The organism is Pseudomonas sp. Xaverov 259 (assembly GCF_019352915.1).
GTDB lineage: Bacteria > Pseudomonadota > Gammaproteobacteria > Pseudomonadales > Pseudomonadaceae > Aquipseudomonas.
Map to the genome: position 1 here is coordinate 547354 of NZ_JAAAFV010000057.1, position 16036 is coordinate 563389.

At 60.8% G+C, this 16036-nt stretch carries 13 protein-coding genes; 4 read left to right on the forward strand and 9 right to left on the reverse strand.

Features of this window, described 5'->3' with window-relative positions:
• Positions 1-167: 167 nt before the first annotated feature.
• The gene (gene gbcB / locus K0H48_RS25330) at positions 168-1268 is read right to left on the reverse strand and encodes a glycine-betaine demethylase subunit GbcB (protein WP_138813546.1); all 1101 of its coding nucleotides are present in this window, start codon (positions 1266-1268) and stop codon (positions 168-170) included.
• A gap of 283 nt (positions 1269-1551) precedes the next feature.
• Between gbcB and gbcA the strand changes: the two genes are divergently transcribed.
• On the forward strand, positions 1552-2847 hold the full coding sequence (gene gbcA / locus K0H48_RS25335) for a glycine-betaine demethylase subunit GbcA (RefSeq protein ID WP_138813545.1): 1296 nt from the start codon (positions 1552-1554) through the stop codon (positions 2845-2847).
• A 745-nt stretch (positions 2848-3592) separates the two neighbouring features.
• Here gbcA and K0H48_RS25340 read toward each other — a convergent pair.
• The 6 genes from K0H48_RS25340 to K0H48_RS25365 form a co-directional block, all read right to left on the reverse strand.
• Positions 3593-4363 (reverse strand): electron transfer flavoprotein subunit beta, encoded by a 771-nt coding sequence (locus K0H48_RS25340; protein WP_219269676.1) that lies wholly within the window; start codon positions 4361-4363, stop codon positions 3593-3595.
• Positions 4364-4373: 10 nt separating this feature from the next.
• Positions 4374-5594, reverse strand: coding sequence for an electron transfer flavoprotein subunit alpha/FixB family protein (locus K0H48_RS25345; RefSeq protein WP_219269679.1), 1221 nt, complete (start codon positions 5592-5594; stop codon positions 4374-4376).
• Complete coding sequence (dgcB, locus tag K0H48_RS25350) at positions 5594-7537, reverse strand: dimethylglycine demethylation protein DgcB (protein ID WP_219269682.1); 1944 nt, start codon at positions 7535-7537, stop codon at positions 5594-5596. Before dgcB ends, K0H48_RS25345 begins: the two co-directional genes overlap by 1 nt.
• A gap of 137 nt (positions 7538-7674) precedes the next feature.
• The gene (gene dgcA, locus K0H48_RS25355; RefSeq protein ID WP_219269685.1) at positions 7675-9735 is read right to left on the reverse strand and encodes a dimethylglycine demethylation protein DgcA; all 2061 of its coding nucleotides are present in this window, start codon (positions 9733-9735) and stop codon (positions 7675-7677) included.
• A 16-nt stretch (positions 9736-9751) separates the two neighbouring features.
• The gene (locus tag K0H48_RS25360) at positions 9752-10282 is read right to left on the reverse strand and encodes a DUF5943 domain-containing protein (protein ID WP_219269688.1); all 531 of its coding nucleotides are present in this window, start codon (positions 10280-10282) and stop codon (positions 9752-9754) included.
• A gap of 213 nt (positions 10283-10495) precedes the next feature.
• A complete protein-coding gene (locus K0H48_RS25365) occupies positions 10496-11473 on the reverse strand; it encodes a dipeptidase (protein WP_219269691.1) in 978 nt (325 codons plus the stop codon).
• Positions 11474-11692: 219 nt separating this feature from the next.
• Between K0H48_RS25365 and K0H48_RS25370 the strand changes: the two genes are divergently transcribed.
• Positions 11693-12094 carry a lysozyme inhibitor LprI family protein gene (locus K0H48_RS25370; protein ID WP_017139363.1) on the forward strand — a complete coding sequence of 134 codons (402 nt, stop codon included), beginning with the start codon at positions 11693-11695 and terminating at the stop codon, positions 12092-12094.
• A gap of 41 nt (positions 12095-12135) precedes the next feature.
• Entirely contained in the window at positions 12136-12552 is a 417-nt protein-coding gene (locus K0H48_RS25375; protein ID WP_219269694.1) for a DUF3010 family protein, read from the forward strand.
• 113 nt (positions 12553-12665) lie between these two features.
• On the opposite strand, the gene K0H48_RS25380 is transcribed toward K0H48_RS25375, so the two are convergent.
• Together K0H48_RS25380 and K0H48_RS25385 are read right to left on the reverse strand one after the other, a co-directional pair.
• On the reverse strand, positions 12666-13856 hold the full coding sequence (locus K0H48_RS25380; RefSeq protein WP_219269697.1) for an AAA family ATPase: 1191 nt from the start codon (positions 13854-13856) through the stop codon (positions 12666-12668).
• Between the two features lie 68 nt (positions 13857-13924).
• Positions 13925-14869 carry a GlxA family transcriptional regulator gene (locus K0H48_RS25385; RefSeq protein ID WP_065929451.1) on the reverse strand — a complete coding sequence of 315 codons (945 nt, stop codon included), beginning with the start codon at positions 14867-14869 and terminating at the stop codon, positions 13925-13927.
• Positions 14870-15063: 194 nt separating this feature from the next.
• Between K0H48_RS25385 and K0H48_RS25390 the strand changes: the two genes are divergently transcribed.
• Complete coding sequence (locus K0H48_RS25390) at positions 15064-16008, forward strand: choline ABC transporter substrate-binding protein (RefSeq protein WP_056857774.1); 945 nt, start codon at positions 15064-15066, stop codon at positions 16006-16008.
• The last annotated feature ends 28 nt before the right edge of the window (positions 16009-16036 follow it).

Consider the following 16036-nt stretch of genomic DNA (forward strand, 5'->3'; position numbering starts at 1 on the left):
AACGATCAGATCGGTGGCTCACTCAACTCGCTCGTTCCCACGCTCTGCGTGGGAATGCCTCCTGAGGCGCTCCGCGTCCCGCCCTGTGGGCATGGCTTGAATACCGGGCACTTTGTGACGCGGAGCGTCATGGGCTGCATTCCCACGCGGAGCGTGGGAACGATCGTTTAGAACTCGATGCGCACGTCGCCCTTCGGCACGCTGCAGCACGACAGAATGTAGCCTTCGGCTTCGTCTTCCTCGGTGATCCCGCCGTTGTGGTCCATCTCGACCTCCCCACCCAGCTTCATCACCTTGCAGGTTCCACAAATGCCCATGCCGCAGGCTTTGGGTATCAGCAGGCCAAGCTTGGCCGCAGCCGCGTGCACGGTTTCGCCCGGTGCCACACGAATGCTTTTGCCGGAGGCGATAAATTCCACTTGGTGCAGGTCCGCCAGGTCGACCTCTGGTGCATCAGCCGCTTGCTCGGCCTGTTCCACCGCATCGGCACGGGCCTCCGGCGGCGTGGCGCCGAAGGATTCCTCGTGATAGCGCGTCATGTCAAAGCCGGCAGCCTCCAGCAGGCGTTTCACCGCGCTCATGTACGGCGTAGGGCCGCAGCAGAACACTTCCCGCTCAAGAAAGTCCGGCACCATCAATTCCAGCATCTTGTGGTTCAAGTAACCGCGATAACCCGCCCAAGGCTCGCCCAGCCCGTGTTTTTCGCAGATCAGGTGCAGGCTGAAGTTATCGATCCGCGACGCCATGTGCTCCAGCTCGCGGTGGTAAATGATGTCTTTGGGCGAGCGGGCGCTGTGGATAAACGTCATGTCGACATTCGCGTTGGTGTCGTAGAACCAGCGCGCCATGGACATCACCGGCGTGATGCCGACACCGCCACTGAGGTACAGCACTTTGGGGCTTGGGAAGTCGATGGCATTGAACAACCCGACCGGCCCGTGCACCGCCAACTCCTGGCCTTCATGCAGGGTGTCGTGCAGCCAGTTGGAAACCCGCCCGCCCGGCACGCGCTTGATGGTCACCGAGAAGCTGTACGGCACCGACGGCGAACTGGAAATGGTGTAGGAGCGCATGATCGGCTGGCCTTCGATCTCCAGCTCCAGGGTGACGAACTGCCCCGGCTTGAAAAAGAACAGAATCGGCTGGTCGGCCATGAAGCAAAAGGTGCGCACGTCCCAGGTTTCCTGGATGACTTTGACGCAACGGACGATGTGCCGACCATTGGCCCAGGTCTGGGTGGTTACCGGGTTCAGGAAATTGTTGGACATGCTTGCTCTCCACTGCCGATGCTCGGCTTTATGGTGGCGATTCTGCGTAACGCCGCAACCGCCCATTTACCTATCTGCGACATTCACATACTTATCGCGACCAGCCCCCATACCACGGGGCTTGCGCGTCGGGATCAGAGTGGGCCATGTCGTTAATGGACAAGGTTCTGGTGTTCGGCGGCCCCACACTCGCTCCCAACAACGACGCTTTCTTTACGCCTTGCTGCAAAACCTGATTAGCCACTTTCGCCGGCCACACAGAATGGCCATGAGGACACACACGATGGACGTCACCGCAACCTTAAGCTTGGGCGATCCGCTGGAACCCGCACGCAAGGCCACCGCGCAAATGCTGCAAGAGCGCGAGCGCACTTTTTCGCTGCCGCAGCCGTTCTACTCTGATGAGCGGTTGTTTGATATCGACATGCAGGAGATCTTCCAGAAAGAGTGGTTGATCGCCGGCATGACCTGCGAGATTCCTGCCAAGGGCAACTACATCACCCTGCAAATCGGCAAGAACCCGATCATCGTGATCCGTGGCGCCGACGGCGTGGTACATGCCTTCCACAACGTGTGCCGCCACCGGGGTTCGCGCTTGTGCACCAGCGACAAGGGCAAGGTCGCCAAGCTCGTCTGCCACTACCACCAGTGGACCTACGAGCTGGACGGCCGCCTGCTGTTCGCCGGCACCGAAATGGGCGCCGACTTCGACATGAAGCAGTACGGCTTGAAGCCTGTAAACGTGAAGACGGCTGGCGGCTACATCTTCATCAGCCTGGCCGAAAACCCGCCGGCCATTGATGATTTCCTGTCGACGTTGAACCACTACATGGAACCCTACGACATGGAGAACACCAAGGTGGCGATTCAAACCACCTTGTTCGAAAAGGCCAACTGGAAGCTGGTGCTGGAAAACAACCGCGAGTGCTACCACTGCAACGCATCGCACCCGGAACTGCTGAAAACCCTGCTGGAATGGGACGACGTCACCGACCCGCGTGCCGACCAGGCCTTCAAGGACCACGTTGCCGCCTCCGCCGCTGCGTGGGACGCCGAAAAGATCCCTTACGCCCACGCCAGCTTCGGCCTGCGCAACCGCATCGTACGCATGCCGTTGCTCAAAGGCACCGTGTCGATGACCCTGGACGGCAAGCAAGGCTGCGCCAAGCTCATGGGCCGCATCAAGAACCCGGACCTGGGCTCGATGCGCATCCTGCACCTGCCGCATTCGTGGAACCACTGCATGGGCGACCACATCATCGTGTTCACCGTGTGGCCGATCAGCGCCCAGGAAACCATGGTCACCACCAAATGGATCGTGCACAAGGACGCCGTGGAAGGTGTGGACTACGACGTGGACCGCATGCGCCAGGTCTGGGACGCCACCAATGACCAGGACCGCCGCCTGGCCGAAGAGAACCAGCGCGGGATCAACTCCACCGCGTACCAGCCAGGCCCGTACTCCAAGACCTATGAGTTTGGTGTGGTGAACTTTGTCGATTGGTACAGTGAGCGGCTGCTGAACAACCTGGGCGCGGCGCCTGCGCCTTACCTCAAGGGTGTGGCAGCGCACGAGTAACTGACACACCCAAGATCAAACTGTGGGAGCGGGCTTGCTCGCGAATGCGGTGGTTCAGCCATGAATGAATTGACTGATACACCGCTATCGCAGGCAAGCCAGCTCCCACATGTACATGGGTTACTGTTCAAAAATCGATCAGCTCCCTTACAGCCCTTTGCCACCCTACCCTTCAGCCTTCGCCCAACAACTTATCCACAAAGCCACCCACAGCAATTGTGGGCAAGTGTGCTCAACCCTCGAAATTAACTGAAGAAAATCCGTGACTTATTCAAGTCTTGCGGTTTTAGCCACATCTGATCACTTATTGAACAATCTCTTGAAACCCCCTGAATACGTGGTCTACAGCAGTAGGCGAACACCTTATCCACAGAAGCACCAACAGACTTTGGGGGCAACTTCGCCAGCCTTGTGGAAAACCACCTCAAACCTTCATAAATCGGGGCATTCAGGGATTTCAGCGAGCCAATCAGGCAAATTGATCGTATTTTGATCAAGTCACTGAAAGCCTTTATTTACAAGGCTTCCAGCCGAGAGCGAACATCTTATCCACAGAAGCGCCAACAGACTTTGGGGGCAAGTTTGTACATGGTTTCAAACTTGCCCAGGAAAAAACCCAAGCAAAAACCGTCAGTTAGCCTGGTTGTTTTTCGTACAGAGGGCTGCAGGGCTTGATTAGCCGGGGGTGTGGACAACCGCGAACAGGTTATCCACAGGCGGATCAACAGGGATTGTGGGTAATCCTTTAGCGCACCACGCCTTCTTCGATGAGTAGCTTCAGAATCGCTTCAGCGCCCGCTTCAGGGCTAAGCCCCTTGAGCACCTGCCCACCGCCGCCGCTGGCCTTGGCAGTCGCCGCCTTCATCCGATCGGCGCCGCTCTTGGCCTTGATCACCTTGAGGCGCTTGGGCCGGGGCTTGGCCGGTTGCAGCACCGCACCTGTGAGTAACTCATCGTGTTCAACCTCAACCTCATGGGCCGCCAGCTCACCGCGCTGCGCCGGGCCATAGGCGCTTTGCCGTGGTTTGGGCGCGGCGTTATCCACAGTTGCCAGAAACGGCAGGCGCACCTTCAGGCGCCGCCGCTGCCCGCGCGGCAACGCTTGCAGCACATGGGCAATGCCGCCGTCGATAGACTCCACTTGCGCCAGCCCGACGATCAACGGCCAACCCAATTGCTCGGCCAACAGAAACGGCAACATGCCCGAGCCTTCGCCGGTTTCCGCCTGGCTGCCGGTGAGCACCACCTGGGCCCCGGCCTCGCGCAGGTAATCACTGAGCACCGGCAAAGCGTCGCTGCCCGCCGGTTGTTCCAGCACCTGCAACTGCGGCAGGCCCATGCCCAGGTAGCTGCGCAACGTCGGCTCGTTAACGTCACCGGCATGCAGCACCTGCAAACTATCCCCAGCCAGCTGCAGGCCCAGTTCGACAGCGCGGGCATCTTGCTCGGCGCGGCGTGGGCGGCCGGAGGTCGGGTGGGCGCCGATGGACACCAAGCTGATTACATTAGTGGTCATAGTCATGTCCTTAAGCCGCATCGCGCTTGGCGCCGTTGCGGTACACCTGCACCGCCTCGATCAAGGCTTGCAGAATCGCGGCGCTTTCGCCGATCACCGACAGGTCGGCACGCTTGATCATGTCGCAGCCAGGGTCGAGGTTGATCGCCACCACCTTGTCGCAGGCACCAATGCCTTGCAGGTGCTGGATCGCCCCGGAAATACCCACAGCCACATAAACCCGCGCCGTGACCCAGGTGCCGCTGGCGCCGACCTGGCGATCACGGGCCATAAAACCATCGTCCACTGCCACCCGTGACGCGCCTTCGGTGGCGCCCAGGGCAGCGGCGGTCTGGTGGAACAACGCCCAATCTTTTACGCCATTGCCACCAGAGAAAATAAACTCCGCCTCGGCCATCGGAATCGCCCCAGGGTCCACCGCCACTGCGCCGAGATCCTCGATGCGCGGCAGGCTGCGCGCCAGGGCTGTGGATAACTCCACGGGCAAGGCTTCGTGACGGGTTTCGCTGACGGGCTCGGCGCATTCCACCGCTGCCAGAATCAGGCGCGGCAGTGGCCGGGCCAGATCCTGCTGGCCAGCACCGGCGCGGCCGATGCACTCTTCGCCCTTGATCTGCCAGACGCGTGTGGCTGGGCGCTCTTTGAGGCTCGCGGCAAAACGCCGGCCCAATTCTCCGCCGCCACTGCGGCTGTCAGGCAGCAACCAATGGCGTGGGTTGAACTGGTTATCCACAGCCCGCAAGCCCTGGACGCGTTGCTCCGGTGAATAACCCTCGAACTCGTGGCCTTCCAACACCAGCAGGCGATCGACGCCCGCCGTGGCAAAAGCACTTTCTTTGTGTTCGCCAAACACCACGGCCAGTACCGCGCCGTCGCTGCCGGCCAGTTGCCGGGCCAGGCCGAGCAAGTCGCGGTCATGGCTGCTCAGGCGGCCGCCGACCATGTCCGGTACCACGTTGATGTAGAACGCCGGCGTTGGCACCTGGTGCAACGGCAACTGTACTTGCACCGCCGCCGTGCGCTTGGCCGCGCCGCCCTGCTGGGCGCCGCTGCGGTCGATGCGTTTGATGCCGTTGGGGCCGATAAACCCCACGCCATGCACGTTTTTGCGGATAACGCCGTTCGGCCCCATCCAGCTGTGCTGCACCGGCTGCATGGCCGCGTGCAGCGGGTGCAGGCGGTTACGGGCGATCCATTCGGCCCGTGGGTCGCGGCGGATAATGTCGCTCATCAGTGCACCTCCGCAGGTTCACGCTTATTGGGAGCCTTGGCAGGTGCGGCGTCTTCAAGCAACGCGTCGGCCACCAGTTCGGCGATGTCCTTGATCAGTGGCCGTGGCTCGACCACGCCCTCAAGCATCGCCGTGCACTGCGGGCAACCCACGGCCACCAGCTCGGCACCGGTTTCGCGGATGTCGTCCATGCGCATATCCGGGATCCGCTGCTTGCCGGGAATATCGGTGATCGGCGCACCGCCACCGCCGCCGCAGCAGCGTGAACGGAAGCCCGAGCGTTGCATTTCCTTGACCTCGATGCCCAATGCCCGCAGCACTTGGCGCGGCGCCTCGTATTCGCCGTTGTAGCGGCCCAGGTAACAGGGGTCGTGATAGGTCACGCTGCTGCCCTTGTGCTGGCCCAGGTTCAGCGCGCCCTCGCCGATCAGTTCGGCCATGAAGGTGCTGTGGTGCTGCACAACATAGTTACCGTTGAAGGCGCCGTATTCGTTTTTCAGCACGTGAAAGCTGTGCGGGTCGCAGGTGACGATGCGCTTGAAGCTGTACTTGGCCAGGGTCTGGATATTGCGTGTGGCCAGCAGTTGGAACGTGGCCTCATCACCCAGGCGCCGTGCCACGTCGCCGCTGTCGCGTTCTTCCAGGCCGAGCACGGCAAAGTCGACCCTGGCCGCTTTGAGCACTTTGACGAACGCGCGCAGGGTGCGTTGGTTACGCATGTCGAAAGCACCGTCGCCAACCCAGAACAGCACGTCGGCGCTGCCTTTTTCGCTGAGCAACGGCAGGTTCAGGTCCGCCGCCCAGTTAAGACGACCACCCGGTGCGAAGCCGCCGGGGTTGTCGGTGGCGATCAGGTTTTCCAGGACTTCGGCGCCCTTGTTCGGCGTGGCGCCTTTTTCCAGGGTGAGGTGGCGGCGCATATCGACGATGGCGTCGACGTGCTCGATCATCATCGGGCACTCTTCCACGCAGGCGCGGCAGGTGGTGCACGACCACAGGGTTTCAGCGTCGACCAGGCCGTTGACGATCGGCTGGTGCGGGTTGCCGCCGTGCTCGCCGATGGCCTTGCCAGGGTACGGGCTGCCGGCGAACTTGGCATCGGTGCCACCGGCCAGGCCGACGACCATGTCCTGGATGAGTTTTTTCGGGTTCAGCGGCTGGCCGGCAGCGAACGCCGGGCACGCGGCTTCGCACTTGCCGCACTGCACGCAGGCGTCGAAACCAAGCAGTTGGTTCCAGGTGAAATCCTTGGGTTTTTCCACGCCCAGTGGCGCGGATTTGTCGCTGAGGTCGAGCGGCTTCAAGCCGGTAGAACGGCCGCCACCAAAACGCTCGGCGCGGCGGTGCCAGGCCAGGTGCAAGGCACCGGCGAAAGCGTGCTTCATCGGCCCGCCCCAGGTCATGCCGAAGAACATTTCGCTCACGCCCCACAGCACGCCCACGCTCAACAGTGCCGCGAGCAGCCAGCCGCCGAAGTCGGCGGGCAGAATCCCGGCCACCGGCAAGGTCACCAGGAAGAAGCTCACCGAGAACGCCATGAGGCTTTTCGGCAGGCGCATCCACGGGCCTTTCGACAGGCGTGATGGCGGGTTACGCCGACGCAGATACACGAAGGTGGCGCCGACAAACATCAGCACCGAGGCCAGCAGCAACGCATAGCCGAGGATACGGTTATGCAGGCCAAAACCATGCACCAAAATGGCCAGCAACGTCGACAGCACAAAGCCCAGGGCGGTGGCGACGTGGGTGTTGGCGATGTATTTATCGCGGGCCACCACGTGGTGCAGGTCGACCATGTAGCGCTTGGGCATGGCCAGCAGGCCGCCCAGCAAGTCAACCTTGGAAGCACGCCCACGGCGCCACATGTTCACCCGGCGCAAGGCGCCGAGGGCGGCGAGGCCCAGGGCAGCGAAGAGCAGGATGGGAAGAAGGGTGTTCAACATGGTGAAGCTCCCACAATGATCGTCCCCACGCTCTGCGTGGGGATGCATCCTGTGACGCTCTGCGTCACGACCTTAAGAGCGGACGCGGAGCGTCCAGGGCAGCATTCCCACGCAGAGCGTGGGAACGATCAGGTGCGTCAGAAATCCTTGCACAAGCGCAGGGCGTCATAGATCGCGGCGTGGGTATTACGCTGCGCCACACAGTCACCAATGCGGAACAGCAAGTACCCGTCACCCGCCTCGCTCAAGCACGGCTGCGGCTTGATCGCGAACAAGGCTTCAACATCGATCTGGCCCTTGTTGCGCGAACCTTCCTTGAGCCCGTAATAAATGGCCTCGTCCGGGCGCACGCCGTTCTCGACCACCACCTGGTCAACCACACGCTCTTCCTTGGCGCCGGTGTATTCGTTCTCCAGCACCGCCACCAGCTTGTCGCCCTCGCGGTAGACCTTTTCCAGCATCATGTCGCCGGTCATGATCACTTCTTTGGGGTACATGCTGCGGTAGTAAGTCGGGAACGACGTACCGCCAATCGCCACGCCAGGCTTGATGTCGTCGGTGACGATTTCCACCTGGCTGCCTTTGTCGGCCAGGAAGTCGGCCACCGACATGCCGGTGAACTCGCAGATGGTGTCGTACACCAGCACGTTCTTGCCCGGCGCCACTTTGCCGTCGAGCACGTCCCAGCTGCTGACCACCAGGCCTTCAGCGGCGCCCCAATGTTCGTTCTGCTCGATATTCGGATGGCCGCCCACTGCCAGCACCACCACATCCGGGCGCAGGTCGAGGATGGTCTCGGCATCAGCGGCGACGCCCAGGCGCAGGTCGACTTTCAAGCGCGCCAACTCCAGCTGGAACCAGCGCGTGATGCCGGCGATCTGGTCACGCTGCGGAGCTTTGGAGGCTGTAGTGATCTGCCCGCCAATAAATTCTTTCTTCTCGAACAAGGTCACGTCGTGGCCACGTTCGGCCGCTACGCGCGCAGCTTCCATCCCGGCCGGGCCGGCCCCCACCACCACGACCTTGCGTTTGACCCCGGTGGACTTCTCGATGATGTGCGGCACGCCCATGTACTCACGGGAGGTCGCGGCGTTCTGGATGCACAGCACGTCCAGCCCTTGGTACTGGCGGTCGATGCAATAGTTGGCGCCAACACATTGTTTGATCTGGTCGATCTGGCCCATCTTGATCTTGGCGATCAGGTGCGGGTCGGCGATGTGCGCACGGGTCATGCCGACCATGTCCACATAGCCGCCTTCCAGAATCCGCGTGGCCTGGTTCGGGTCCTTGATGTTCTGCGCGTGCAGCACCGGCACCTTGACCACTTCCTTGATACCGGCCGCCAGGTGCAGGAATGGCTCCGGCGGGTAGCTCATGTTGGGGATCACGTTGGCCAGGGTGTTGTGGGTGTCGCAACCCGAGCCCACCACGCCTATAAAATCGAGCATGCCGGTGTCGTCGTAATACTTGGCGATCTGCTTCATGTCCTCGTGGGACAGGCCGTCCGGGTGGAACTCGTCACCACACAGGCGCATGCCCACGCAGAAGTCGTCACCGACCTCGGCGCGCACGGCTTTGAGCACTTCCAGGCCGAACTTCATGCGGCCCTCGAAGGTGCCGCCCCATTCGTCGGTACGCTTGTTGACCCGTGGGCTCCAGAACTGGTCGATCATGTGCTGGTGCACGGCGGACAGTTCCACACCGTCCAGGCCACCGGCCTTGGCGCGTTTGGCGGCGCTGGCGTAGTTACCGATCACGCGCCAGATCTCTTCCGGCTCGATGGTCTTGCAAGTGGCGCGGTGCACCGGCTCACGCACGCCGGACGGCGACATCAGGGTTGGCCAGTTAAAGCCGTCCCAACGCGAGCGACGGCCCATGTGGGTAATCTGGATCATGATCTTTGCGCCATGCTTGTGCATGGCGTCGGCCAGGTTCTGAAAGTGCGGGATGATGCGGTCAGTGGACAGGTTCACCGAGCTCCACCATTCCTGCGGGCTGTCGATGGCCACCACCGAGGAGCCGCCACAGATCGCCAGGCCGATACCGCCCTTGGCTTTCTCTTCGTAGTACTTCACATAGCGATCGGTGGTCATGCCGCCGTCGGTGGCATACACCTCGGCGTGGGCGGTACTGAGCACGCGGTTGCGGATGGTGAGTTTGCCGATCTGGATCGGCGCAAACATTGCTTCGAAAGCCATGGCACGGTTCCTCGACTTACAACGGCTTGACGGTGAACAGGCCGTCGTCGTGGCCCTCTTCGGAGCCTCCGTAGACTTGCTCGGCGACAGTGCGAATCTGGCTGCCGCGCGCTTGCAGAATCTGGTCCATGGCACCGGCAAACCAGCCGGTGAACATGTAGTCCACTTTGCGCCCGACCTTGCCGTACACGTAGACAAACGCCGAGTGCTCGAGCTTGACGCTGGCGGTGCCTTTGTCGAGGTCGATGTCCTGGATCTTGAACAGGCCCCAGCCGCGTTGCGACAGGCGCTTCATGTAGTGCTCGAATACCGCAACGCCTTCCAGGCCGTGGCACTCAGCTTCTTTTTCACACCAGTGCCAGGCAGATTTGTAGCCGGCCTTGTAGAGGATCTCGGCGTAGGCATCGCTGCCCAGCACTTCTTCGATGCCCATGTGGTTGTTGACGAAGAAATGCCGTGGCACATACAGCATCGGCAGGGCGTCGGAGGTCCAGACACCGGTTTCGCTGTCGACTTCGATAGGCAATTGCGGGGCGATTTTGGCCATGGAAACTTAACTCCAGAAAATTCGGTTTCAGTGCTTAGCAAAGCTTTTGCTTTGCTCTTATAAACAAGCCGTGTGAATGACTTTGGAGCCGTAGCGAGCACGTCGAGAGCAAGGAAGGACCGGAGCGACAAGCGAGACAGTACGGTACGTACGGCGAGCTTGGCGCGAGGACCTGACGCAGCTATCGGCGAGCGGAGTAGGCTCCAGAGTTATTCATTCGCCCCAGACGTCTTTCAGGACACTGACCCAGTTCTCGCCCATGATCTTGCGCACCACGCGCTCGCTGTGGCCGCGTTTGAGCAGGGTCTCGGTGAGGTTGGGGAACTCGCCTACGGTGCGGATACCCAGCGGGTTGATGATCTTGCCGAAGCTGGTCAGGCGGCGGGCGTAACCCTTGTCATGGGTCAGCATTTCGAAGAAATCCTGGCCATGGCCCTGGGTGAAGTCGGTGCCGATGCCGATGGCGTCTTCGCCGACGATGTTCATGGTGTATTCGATGGCTTCGGCGTAGTCATCGATGGTCGAATCGATGCCCTTGGCCAGGAATGGCGCGAACATGGTCACGCCGACAAAACCGCCATGGTCGGCGATGAACTTGAGTTCTTCATCGGACTTGTTGCGCGGGTGCTCTTTAAGGCCCGACGGCAGGCAGTGGGAGTAGCACACCGGTTTTTTCGATTCGAGGATGACTTCTTCGCTGGTCTTGGAACCGACGTGGGACAGGTCGCACATGATGCCGACGCGGTTCATTTCACCGACGACCTCACGGCCAAAGCCCGAAAGGCCGCCATCGCGCTCGTAGCAACCGGTGCCCACCAGGTTCTGGGTGTTGTAGCACATCTGCACCACGCCCACGCCGAGCTGCTTGAAGATCTCGACGTAGCCCAACTGGTCTTCAAACGCATGGGCGTTCTGGAAGCCGAAGATGATGCCGGTTTTGCCCTGCTCTTTTGCACGGCGAATGTCGGCGGTGGTTTTCACTGGGATCACCAGGTCGCTGTTCTCACGGATCAGGGTCTGGCTGGCAACGATGTTGTTGATCGTGGCCTGGAAGCCTTCCCATACCGACACCGTGCAGTTGGCGGCGGTGAGGCCACCTTTGCGCATGTCTTCGAACAGGTCGCGGTTCCACTTGGCAATAATCAGACCGTCGATAACGATGCTGTCGGCGTGCAACTCGGCTGGGCTCATCAGGCGTCCCCTTATTGGCGATTCATGCGCCGAATCGTCTGCCGGCGCTTTGGGGCCAGCATATGCTCAGGGGCCGACAGAGCCGGGTGCAAAAACGACAGGGGAATTGCCGAAAGCGTCAATCAACGACAAAGGCCTACATGACATCTCTGACGAGTGGCTGTTCTTTGTCCCACGCTTGAGCCAGAATTTGCTCATTACCTGATATGAGACGGCGCAATGAAATCGATTTTCCTGGCTTTGGCACTCATCGCAACCGGCGTCCACGCGGCCGAAGACACCGACAGCACGCCTTGCGATGGCATCGAAAACGACAAACAAACCCTGGAATGCGCCACCTATAACAAAACCACCGCCGAGCAATTGCTCAAGGATAACTACCAGGGCTTGCTGGAACGCATGGGTTCGACCTATGGCAGCAACAAGTCGCAACTGGCCGACATTACCGCTCGTCTGAAGGACGCCCAGCAAAAATGGGAGAAACTGCGTGATGCCGATTGCGCGGTGGACACCTTCCCGGCGGTGAATGGCAGCAAGGACTACGCGATTCAACAGAATGACTGCCTGGCGCGGATGAGTGATGAGCGGTCGGAGTTTTTGGAGTCGATTGGGCAGGAATAAGCGACAATCCCGTCACTTCCTCTCTGAAACAAGGCTCTTGCATGACTATTTGCGGCATCGAAATCAAAGGCAGTGAAGCCATCATCGCCGTCGCCTCCCTGGAAAACCAGGCGCTGACCCACGTGGCGCTGGCCACCAAAAAAATCGCGCTTGAAGACGATGATGAAGCGGCCAACGTCAAAGCCTTCGCCGCCCAGGTGAAGGCGTTTGTGCAGGCAAACGCCATCACCCGCATCGCGATCAAAAAACGCAGCAAGAAAGGCGAATTCGCCGGCGGCCCGACCACGTTCAAGATTGAAGGGGTGTTTCAGTTACTCGACGGCGTTGAGGTGACGCTGCTGTCGCCGCAGACCATCAATGCGCAGAACAAGAAGCACGATTTTGAGCTGCCCTCGACGCTGAACAAGTATCAGCACGAGGCCTACAAGGCAGCGTGCTCGGCCCTGGTAAAAAAATAAGCCACACCACCAATCCCCTGTGGGAGCTGGCTTGCCTGCGATGGCGGTGGGTCAGCACCACATATGCAAGTTGATGTACCGCTATCGCAGGCAAGCCAGCTCCCACAGTTGAGTTATGGTGTCTTTGAGTTCGGTGTACGGCTTCTGTGCAGCAGCCAATCACCAAAAGATTTGTCTTCCAGGGCATACCCGCCGCGACTCGATTTCCACACCAGCTCTTTGTCACGCAAGGCATCGATACAGGCCTGAATGGTCTGGGTGCCGGGCACCACGTCGCTGCCCATGTCCTCCAGTGCCTTACTCACAGCAGTGAGTGTGCTATCGGTAAACGGCGCAAAGGGCTCGTTGTTCTGCGAACGCTCCACCATCACCTCCAACACAGCACGCTGGGGAAGGGTGAGGTTGTTCCACGCGCTCTCAAATTCGGTCCACACGCCGGCACGCAGCAGTTCGGCGCGGCTGTGCAGCAACTGGCCCAGGTTGCTCGCCTCGCCCAACTCCAACGCCACTTCGCCGATGATGGTACGCAGCATCTCTGGGCGGCGGCCCACCAGTTCAAAGGCTTCGTCGATGTCCGCAGCGTTGAACTGATTGGTGCTGGCCAAATGCGCGTTGAGGTGCACGGTGTAGGCCTGGGTAAACTCTTTGCCGAGCAAGGGAAACGGCGTGATGCTGGAGCCGAAGAATGGCTGGCTTTTACCGAGGACCAAATGCGCGAGCTTGTCGCGATTGGAGCCGGTGAACACCAGGCGCAAGCCACTACCCTCCTCGTCACGGCCCTGGTTGAGCTGGTCTCGGGCAGCTTTCAACGCGAACATCGCGTTGATGCCGGACTCGGTGGTTAATGCGTGCTGCGCTTCATCAATCACCAGTACGACGGGCTTTTCGGCAGCGCTGTGGAGCAATTCCAAGGCTTGGGTCAGCGTCGCACCCACCGGCAATTGAGGCTTGCTGAAGTCCCAGGACAAGGTACGCAAGAAGCTTAGCTTCTCGATTCCAATGTTCTTGGCCAGCTTGCGAATACCCTTTTCATAGGGCACCAGCGCCGCAGCAATCGCGCTGGCAATCAACTCCGCGGGGTCTTTTTCTTTGTCGGCCCAGAGATCGACATACACCGTCAGCCAGCCCCGCAGCTGGCACTCCGGGATCAAGTCTTCGCGCAAAAAGGTGCTTTTGCCGGTGCGTCGAGGTGCTGCGAGGAACAGGCCTGAAGTGAAATCCTGAATCCCGGCGCCCACCAAGCCATCAGCAATGCTGCGAGCCAGCGTCGGGCGGCGAAACACAAAGCCGCTGTGCTTGGACATGGTTTTATACTCAATTATTGGAAGCACTATAAATTATAGTCGTGAGTATAATTGACTATAATTGCCGGTCAAACCACCTCCCGTCGCCGATCCTCTCTCGGGCACTTGGCAAACCGCGCCCTGTAGCTGCGGGTGAAGTACGACGGCGACTCAAACCCGCACGCAATGCTCACTTCCAGCACGCTCATGTCGCTCTGGCGCAATAGCTGCCGGGCTTTTTCCAGGCGCAGGCCGAGGTAGAAGTTGCTCGGTGTGTCGTTCAGGTGCAGACGGAACAGGCGCTCCAGTTGGCGCCGCGTGACCTTTATGGCCTCGGCCAACGCCAACGTGCTCAGCGGCGGCTCGCTGTGTTGTTCCATCTCGCCGATCACCTGCACCAGCTTCTTGTTGTTGATGCCGTAGCGCGTGGCGATCTGCATGCGCTGGTGGTCTTTGCGCGGGCGGATGCGCCCGAGTACGAATTGCTCGGACACCTGGATCGCCAGGTCCGGGCCGTGGGCCTGGGCGATCAGGTCGAGCATCAGGTCAATGGAGGCGGTGCCGCCGGCGCAGGTGATGCGGCGGCGGTCGATTTCGAACAGCTCCTGGGTCACGGTGAGCTGTGGATAAGATTCCTTGAAGGCGTCAATGGCCTCCCAGTGCAGCGTGAGGCGGTGGCCGTCGAGCAAGCCAGCCTCAGCCAGCACACAGGCGCCGGTGTCGATGGCACCGAGGGTGACGCCATCGTGGTCGAGGCGGCGCAGCCAGTGTTCCAGCGCGGGCGTGGTGAACTTCAAGGGTTCGAAGCCGGCGACCACCATCAGCGTCGCGCCTTTTTTCAGCGGCTCCAGCGCGGCGTCGGCGTTCACCGACATGCCATTGCTCGCCAGCACCGCGCCGCCATCGGCACTCAGCACGTGCCAGCGGTACAGCTCGCCGCGAAAGCGGTTGGCCACGCGCAGCGGTTCCAGCGCGGAGATAAAGCCGATGGCCGAGAAACCCGGCATCAGCAAGAAGTAGAAATCCTGGGACATGGTGGCGCTCTCGCGGGACGGGCAGCGTGCTCACTGTGATACGCCAGTTCAATCGGCCATTCAAGAGCACAGGTCGCTGCAGTGCAAGAGCTGGTCGCCGCCGTGCGTTTTGTCGCCCCAGAAGGTACGTAACTTGGCTGCACGGCGCACAAAGACGCCGGACCCCACAATAACGACCTGCCGAGGGATCCACCATGAACCGACTGATCAGCCGCTGCGTGCTTGCACTCAGCGCCAGCGCCATCTTGAGCACTAATGTACTGGCAGCGGATGCCGCTTCTTGCCAGAACGTGCGCATGGGCGTGGTGAACTGGACCGACGTAATCGCCACCAGCGCCATGACCCAAGTGTTGCTCGACGGCCTCGGCTACAAGACCAAACAAACCAGCGCCTCCCAGCAAATCATCTTCGCCGGTATCCGCGACCAGCGCCTGGACATGTTCCTGGGCTACTGGAACCCGCTGATGACCCAGACCATCACGCCGTTTGTCGACGCCAAGCAAGTCAAAGTCCTCGACAAACCGAGCCTGGAAGATGCGCGCGCCACCCTCGCCGTGCCGACTTACCTGGCGGATAAAGGCCTGAAAACTTTCGCCGACATCGCCAAGTTCGAGAAAGAACTGGGCGGCAAGATCTACGGCATCGAGCCAGGCTCGGGCGCCAACACCCAGATCAAGGCGATGATCGCCAAGAACCAGTTCGGCCTCGGCAAGTTCCAGTTGGTGGAGTCCAGTGAAGCCGGGATGCTCGCCGCCGTCGACCGCGCCGTGCGCCGCAAGGAGGCCGTGGTGTTCTTCGGCTGGGCGCCGCACCCGATGAACGTCAACGTCGCCATGACTTACCTCACCGGCAGCGACGACGCCCTGGGCCCGAACGAAGGCATGGCCACGGTGTGGAGCGTCACTTCGCCGACCTACGCCGAGCAGTGCCCCAACGTGCACAAACTGCTGACCAACCTGACCTTCACCGCCGCCGACGAGAGCCGAATGATGCAGCCGTTGCTGGATCACAAAGACGCCCTCGAGTCTGCCAGGCAGTGGCTCAAGGACCACCCGCAAGACCAGCAGCGCTGGCTCGAAGGCGTGACCACCTTCGACGGCAAACCGGCTGCGGCCAACTTGCAACTGACCAGCAAGTAACCTGATTCGCATCACCGTATCGCAGCCG

What these genes read in the sequence shown, in the direction of transcription:
- gbcB (WP_138813546.1), bottom strand. Translation starts at nt 1,268, where the DNA reads ATGTCCAACAATTTCCTGAACCCGGTAACCACCCAGACCTGGGCCAAT.
- gbcA (WP_138813545.1), top strand. Translation starts at nt 1,552, where the DNA reads ATGGACGTCACCGCAACCTTAAGCTTGGGCGATCCGCTGGAACCCGCA.
- K0H48_RS25340 (WP_219269676.1), bottom strand. Translation starts at nt 4,363, where the DNA reads ATGACCACTAATGTAATCAGCTTGGTGTCCATCGGCGCCCACCCGACC.
- K0H48_RS25345 (WP_219269679.1), bottom strand. Translation starts at nt 5,594, where the DNA reads ATGAGCGACATTATCCGCCGCGACCCACGGGCCGAATGGATCGCCCGT.
- dgcB (WP_219269682.1), bottom strand. Translation starts at nt 7,537, where the DNA reads ATGTTGAACACCCTTCTTCCCATCCTGCTCTTCGCTGCCCTGGGCCTC.
- dgcA (WP_219269685.1), bottom strand. Translation starts at nt 9,735, where the DNA reads ATGGCTTTCGAAGCAATGTTTGCGCCGATCCAGATCGGCAAACTCACC.
- K0H48_RS25360 (WP_219269688.1), bottom strand. Translation starts at nt 10,282, where the DNA reads ATGGCCAAAATCGCCCCGCAATTGCCTATCGAAGTCGACAGCGAAACC.
- K0H48_RS25365 (WP_219269691.1), bottom strand. Translation starts at nt 11,473, where the DNA reads ATGAGCCCAGCCGAGTTGCACGCCGACAGCATCGTTATCGACGGTCTG.
- K0H48_RS25370 (WP_017139363.1), top strand. Translation starts at nt 11,693, where the DNA reads ATGAAATCGATTTTCCTGGCTTTGGCACTCATCGCAACCGGCGTCCAC.
- K0H48_RS25375 (WP_219269694.1), top strand. Translation starts at nt 12,136, where the DNA reads ATGACTATTTGCGGCATCGAAATCAAAGGCAGTGAAGCCATCATCGCC.
- K0H48_RS25380 (WP_219269697.1), bottom strand. Translation starts at nt 13,856, where the DNA reads ATGTCCAAGCACAGCGGCTTTGTGTTTCGCCGCCCGACGCTGGCTCGC.
- K0H48_RS25385 (WP_065929451.1), bottom strand. Translation starts at nt 14,869, where the DNA reads ATGTCCCAGGATTTCTACTTCTTGCTGATGCCGGGTTTCTCGGCCATC.
- K0H48_RS25390 (WP_056857774.1), top strand. Translation starts at nt 15,064, where the DNA reads ATGAACCGACTGATCAGCCGCTGCGTGCTTGCACTCAGCGCCAGCGCC.